At 55.4% G+C, this 6,000-nt stretch carries 7 protein-coding genes; 5 read left to right on the forward strand and 2 right to left on the reverse strand.

Features of this window, described 5'->3' with window-relative positions; genetic code table 11:
• Positions 1 to 95: 95 nt before the first annotated feature.
• Together rpoD and Q1J88_RS05740 are read left to right on the forward strand one after the other, a co-directional pair.
• Entirely contained in the window at positions 96 to 2,378 is a 2,283-nt protein-coding gene (gene rpoD / locus Q1J88_RS05735; protein WP_301116614.1) for an RNA polymerase sigma factor RpoD, read from the forward strand.
• A 146-nt stretch (positions 2,379 to 2,524) separates the two neighbouring features.
• The gene (locus Q1J88_RS05740) at positions 2,525 to 3,481 is read left to right on the forward strand and encodes a Gfo/Idh/MocA family oxidoreductase (RefSeq protein ID WP_301116615.1); all 957 of its coding nucleotides are present in this window, start codon (positions 2,525 to 2,527) and stop codon (positions 3,479 to 3,481) included.
• On the opposite strand, the gene Q1J88_RS05745 is transcribed toward Q1J88_RS05740, so the two are convergent.
• The gene (locus Q1J88_RS05745) at positions 3,466 to 3,699 is read right to left on the reverse strand and encodes a DUF3820 family protein (protein ID WP_301116616.1); all 234 of its coding nucleotides are present in this window, start codon (positions 3,697 to 3,699) and stop codon (positions 3,466 to 3,468) included. The genes Q1J88_RS05740 and Q1J88_RS05745 overlap by 16 nt on opposite strands.
• A gap of 205 nt (positions 3,700 to 3,904) precedes the next feature.
• Between Q1J88_RS05745 and Q1J88_RS05750 the strand changes: the two genes are divergently transcribed.
• Positions 3,905 to 4,378: a hypothetical protein gene (locus tag Q1J88_RS05750; RefSeq protein WP_301116617.1), complete on the forward strand. Its 474-nt coding sequence runs from the start codon at positions 3,905 to 3,907 to the stop codon at positions 4,376 to 4,378.
• Between the two features lie 55 nt (positions 4,379 to 4,433).
• On the opposite strand, the gene Q1J88_RS05755 is transcribed toward Q1J88_RS05750, so the two are convergent.
• Positions 4,434 to 4,859, reverse strand: a complete 426-nt coding sequence (locus tag Q1J88_RS05755) for a hypothetical protein (RefSeq protein WP_301116618.1) — start codon at positions 4,857 to 4,859, stop codon at positions 4,434 to 4,436.
• Between the two features lie 582 nt (positions 4,860 to 5,441).
• Between Q1J88_RS05755 and Q1J88_RS05760 the strand changes: the two genes are divergently transcribed.
• A complete protein-coding gene (locus Q1J88_RS05760; RefSeq protein WP_287110272.1) occupies positions 5,442 to 5,729 on the forward strand; it encodes a hypothetical protein in 288 nt (95 codons plus the stop codon).
• The coding region (locus Q1J88_RS05765) for a type II toxin-antitoxin system RelE/ParE family toxin (protein ID WP_301116619.1) at positions 5,726 to 6,000 on the forward strand (275 nt) is incomplete at its 3' end. The genes Q1J88_RS05760 and Q1J88_RS05765, both read left to right, overlap by 4 nt.

A 6,000-nucleotide genomic window follows, 5' to 3' on the forward strand; every position in this document is an offset into this window, starting at 1 on the left:
CTTGAGTGCTTTGGTCCGCTGACGTGCGAGAGTAGTTTTGCCATGCAATATGGGCCGTTATCCTGCGCGCCCTATTTGCAATTACGGAAGCGACTATGACCAAAGCCACAGGTAAGAACCCGTTGGTAGCCGAAGAACAGGCCGAAAAGAAGCGTAAGACGGCTGCCGCGACCAAAAGCACTTCCAAGACGTCTGTAAAGGTCGAGGCGGATGCCAAGGCCGAAGCTACGGCTCAATCCACCGCCGCCAAAAAAGCGCCTGCCAAGAAGGCTGCTGCTAAAAAGGCTGCGGCGAAAACGACAGCTGCCAAAAAGGCCGCTGTCAAGAAGACTGCTGCCAAGAAGGCGGCGAAAACGGCTGTCAAGGCTACCCGTGCTGCACCTTCGGGACGTCGGCCCGGCCGGCCCGCCAAATCAGCCAACAATGATTCCGTCGATTTCAACGATGATGATGTTGAACTCGAAGTCATTCCTGATTTCAAGCCGACCCCCAAACGTGGTGGCAAGCGCGGCAAGGGCGATAAAGATGCCCCTGCACGCAGCCAGATGACGCCCGAAGAACAGGAAGCACGTCGCAACCGTCTCAAGGTTTTGATCAAGCTTGGCAAAGAGCGAGGCTACCTCACATACGGGGAAATCAACGATCACCTGCCTGACGACCTCGTCGATGCAGAAGCTATCGATGGCATTATCAGCACGTTCAGCGACATGGGCATCTCGGTGTACGACCAGGCCCCCGATGCCGAATCGCTTCTGCTCAACGACAACGCGCCTGTTGCTTCCAACGACGACGACGTCGAGGACGAGGCCGAAGCAGCCCTCACTACCGTCGACTCGGATTTCGGTCGCACTACCGATCCCGTTCGCATGTACATGCGCGAAATGGGCACGGTCGAACTTCTGACACGCGAAGGCGAAATCGAAATTGCCAAGCGCATCGAAGACGGCCTCAAGCACATGGTCATGGCCATCGCTGCTTGCCCTACCACTGTCAATGAAATCCTGGCTTACGTACAGCGTGTGCGCGACGGACATGCCCAGATCGACGAGGTGGTTGACGGTCTGGTTGACGAAGAGGGCGAAGAATACGCAGGCGCGGGCGTAGCCGTAGGTAATGACGACAACGAAGACGGTCCTGCCGGCGGCATGAGCAGCAAGCAGCTCGAACATTTGCGTACCAAGGCGCTCAAGAAGTTCGAGAACGTTGCTGTGTGGTTCGAAAAAATGCGCAAGGCTTTCGAAACCAAGGGCTATAACACTCCCGAGTACGAAGAGGCTCAGCAAGCCATTTTGGACGAGCTCATGGGAGTGCGTTTCACGGCCAAGATGGTTGAACGCCTCGCTGATACCCTTCGTGAACAGGTTGCCCAGGTGCGGCAGCTCGAGCGCGAAGTGCTGCACATCTGTGTCGATCGCGCCGGCATGCCGCGTGCGCATTTCATCAAGGCCTTTCCTGGTAACGAAACCAACCTCGACTGGGTCATTCAGGAAGTTGCGGCGGGGCACCCGTACTCTGAAACTCTCGAGCGCCATGTGCCGGCAGTTCAAGAGCTGCAGCAAAAGCTCATCGACCTCCAGGCCAGTGTCGTACTACCGCTCAAGGACCTCAAAGACGTCAACAAGCGAATGGCCACTGGCGAAGCAAAGGCTCGCAAGGCCAAGCGCGAAATGACCGAGGCCAACCTGCGTCTGGTCATTTCGATTGCCAAAAAATACACCAACCGCGGCTTGCAGTTCCTTGATCTTATTCAGGAAGGCAATATCGGTTTGATGAAGGCCGTCGACAAGTTTGAATATCGTCGCGGCTACAAGTTCTCCACCTATGCAACGTGGTGGATTCGTCAGGCTATTACGCGTTCGATTGCAGACCAGGCCCGCACCATTCGTATTCCGGTGCACATGATTGAAACCATCAACAAGATGAATCGCATCAATCGCCAAATTCTGCAGGAAACCGGAGCCGAACCCGATCCGGCCACCCTTGCGCAGAAAATGGATATGCCGGAAGACAAGGTTCGCAAGATCCTTAAAATCGCCAAAGAGCCCATTTCCATGGAAACTCCCATTGGCGACGATGACGATTCCCACCTGGGCGATTTCATCGAAGACACCGGTACGTTGTCGCCGTCAGAGTGGGCCTTGCACGGTTCGATGCGTGACGTGGTCAAAGAGGTACTCGATTCACTCACACCTCGCGAAGCCAAGGTGTTGCGCATGCGTTTCGGTATCGAAATGAGCACCGACCAGACTCTCGAAGAGGTCGGCAAGCAGTTCGATGTAACGCGCGAGCGTATACGCCAGATCGAGGCCAAGGCGCTGCGAAAACTGCGGCACCCCAGTCGTGCCGACAAGCTCAAGAGCTTCCTCGAGGGCAATTAAGTTGCTTGTCGCTTGATGGGGAGTTTCCCCTTGCAATTCCAAACGGGCCCCATCGGGCCCGTTTTTACATTTATTGCCGTGGCGGGTGACGCTATCATAGTCAGGTGGCCCGGACGGCGTCACAGCACTTATCCAGGAGCAGGTCAATGACGAAACCCATCAATGTAGCCGTTGCAGGTGTCGGAGCTTTCGGCGTCAAGCATTTGGAATCCCTGGGCCAGATTGATGGCGTCAATCTATTGTCTGTGGTGGATTCAGAAGTCGACAGGGCGCGTGATGTCGCCATGCGTTTTGGAGCGCCTCACCATAGCAGTGACCTTATTGAGACTCTGGCCCTGCCAGGCCTGGACGCGGTCATTCTGTGTACGCCCACTCCCATGCATGCGCGACAGGCCTTGGCTTGTCTGAAAGCCGGCAAGCATGTACAGATTGAAATTCCGCTGGCAGACCGGCTGGACGAAGCGCGCGAAGTTGTAGAGGAAGCCAGGCGTCAGGGGTTGGTAGCCATGTGTGGGCACACGCGGCGATATAACCCAAGTCATCAATACGTTCGCCGCCGAATCGAGGCCGGAGAGTTCCACTTGCAGCATCTGGTCGCGCAAACCTATTTCTTCCGTCGAAGCAATATCAACGCATTGGGCCAAGCTCGCAGCTGGACGGATCACCTGCTTTGGCATCACGCTGCGCACACTGTAGACCTTTTCCTGTATCAGGACGGAGGCACTATTACCCAATCACATATCTTGCAGGGCCCGCAACATGCCGAACTGGGCATTGCCATGGATATGTCCATTCAGCTCAAAAGCAGTACCGGGGCGTTGTGTACCCTGGCCTTGAGCTTCAACAACGATGGGCCGCTTGGCACGACGTTTCGCTACATCGGCGATAGCGCTACCTATATTGCATCGTACGACGACCTGTACACAGGCGCGAACGAGAAAGTGGACGTCAGTGGCATCGACGTTTCAATAAATGGGGTCGAGCTGCAAGACCGCGAATTTGTGGCGGCGATTCGGGAAGGTCGCGAAGCTCGTTCTTCGGCAGCGAGTGTCCTTCCTTGCTACGAGGTGCTGGACACCCTGGAACGTCAGCTTCCCGTCTGACGACGTTCAGTCTTTTTTAGGGGAACAAGCAAACTTCGCAAGTCGTTGTGGTCGATCTCGTACATCAGTTCCAGTAGCCGCCCGATCTGGCCGGGTGGAAACCCTTTCCGTGCAAACCATGCAAGATACGGCCCCGGGAGGTCGGCCAATAATCGGCCCTTGTACTTTCCAAATGGCATCTTGAGTGTGACCAGGGTCTGGAGATCAGCGGGATTCAACGTTAGCAGAGTATTTCGGGCGGACCACAAGTATATCCGGTGCCGCGGGTCACGATGCGCGGCGAACACGTCATGCTCGGGCAACGGCGGTTTCAAGAAAAGCGCGAGGAGCCGGAACGGCTCGAGGTGGAATTGCCTGTTGAGACGCTCGAGCGGCTCGAGGTGGAGTCGCCTCTTGAGATGACCAGAATATTCGGCCGGCGATGTGAAACTGCTCCTGATTCTGGCTGGGGGCGGCGCATCTTCAGGTCTGGACGACATTCGAACGCCGTTCATCGTGCGTGACAAGCCCAACACTATTCAGCGAATTTCGTTTCCGATATTATTCCGGCTCTTTTTGACCCGGAATAAAAATGAAAACGCGTTAGTTGGTATCACTGCGGTGCCCATTCGGGCAGCTCCCGTTGCGAGCGCCAAAGTATTTTCTTTTGCGATTGTGAACAAGACGTCCGGTGTGGTAGAGAAGTTTTACGCATCTCCAACTGACGCGAGCGATTGGGAGGAGGACTTGCTGGGTGATGACGCCATTCCGCCCGGTGGTCGCTATCAGGTGCGCTTCAAAGACAAGCGGGGTGCTTGCCAATACGACCTACGATTCGAGTTCCGCGACGAACGCTTCGAAACCCTGGAAGATACCCAAAATCTGTGCAGGATTACAGAATACGAGTTGACCGAATGATGACAAGAATCCCGCTTTGGGCGTTGGCCACGCGGGATTTTTGCGTACAGGGCGATCAGGACCCCGAATCCAGTTCGCGTTTTTTGGGATGTATCGTCTCAGGATGCTTTTCCGAAGCCGGCTCAACAGGGGGTTTGGATTCCCTTTTCATCCGACGCGTTTCTTCTCCCTCGATACCAGGATAACTGGCGTGTTCCCCGCCGGCCGTTGACTGCCGTGCTTGCTGCGGCTTATCCCCACGCTCATGACCCGGTGTATTGTGGGCAGGATTCGTATGACCGGGGTTCTTTTTCGAAGGCTGCTCCGGGCTTTCAATGCCAGAGCGGTATTGGCCTGGTCCGTATGGTTCATTGAGTCGCGCATCCAGGTCATCGCCCTGTTCGCTGGGAAACTCGCGGCCGTCTTCTTGGGCGGACTTAGGTTGGGAGCTGGTCTTGGCTTTGGTGTGAGGCGGTGGGGCGTCAGATTGTTTACTGGTCATGATTTGCTCCTTTGTCTTTGCAATGGGTAGCAGTGCGCAAGCCATGTGCCTGACGCCTTGGCAGCGCTGCCGCATTTGCGGACGCAACGGAATATGAGTCGCGGCTGCGGCTAGAGTCGATGAGCTACGCAGCACTGTATTTGTAATACTTGGGGCACCCGTTTATGGAGAAGAGCCGAGCCTGAGTGCCTATCTCCTTTAGGGAAGAGCCACCTTGTTGACAATTTGCTGACGGCGCAAAAAGAAATGCGGGTTCCCAGTTCTCTGGAAACCCGCATGAATAGTGGTGCCCCCCCGAGAGTCGAACACGGCACCAACGGATTATGAGTTTGCCGCTGACACGCTATGTCTAGGAAAATCAAGCGTATACGAGCGTAATTGAAATAAGTATAAAGTACTTGTGCATCAGTAGTTTAGCGTATTTATGCGCAGATGGACAAACCTGATGTATGTACCGCTACTGTACCGCTGGCCATGCGGATTCCGGTACAGCGCAAACTCTAGTATGAGCACCAACTACATAGAGACATTCAGGGTGTAGTGCTACACTGCACATTGCGTGTAACACATGAGGATGGTGCCATGAGTGATGCCACTTTTACTTTTCGAGTCGATGACGGCCTGAAGGCTGAGTTTGCCAATGCCGCCAAAGCTAATGACCGTACCGGAGCCCAGCTTCTTCGCGACTTCATGCGTAGTTACGTGGCCAAACAGGAAGAAGTCCAGCAATACGATGCCTGGCTGGCGAAGAAGGTCGAGCAGTCGCGGGCATCTGCGGAGGCGGGCAACCTGATTCCTGCGTCTGATGTTGAAGCCCGCTTTGCCGCTCGCCGCACAGCGACCCGCGCTCGCATGGCTGCCCCTGAATGATGGAGCTGCTATGGACGCCAGAAGCCGTCAGGGATCGTGAAGACATTTATGACTACATTGAGGAAGACAACCCTCTTGCAGCCCTGGCACTCGATGGCCTGATAGCAGAAAGAACAGCAGTGCTCCGGGATTTCCCAAGAATGGGCCGGGGCGGGAGGGTGCCGGACACCTTTGAGCTGGTCGTCCACAGCAGCTATATGGTCGTATATGACATTGTGGAAATGCAGGTGCGAATACTGAATGTTGTGCATACTGCCCGCCAATGGCCGCA

It is taken from the genome of Pusillimonas sp. (genome assembly GCF_029263785.1).
In the GTDB taxonomy this organism is placed as follows: Bacteria; Pseudomonadota; Gammaproteobacteria; order Burkholderiales; family Burkholderiaceae_B; genus Pusillimonas.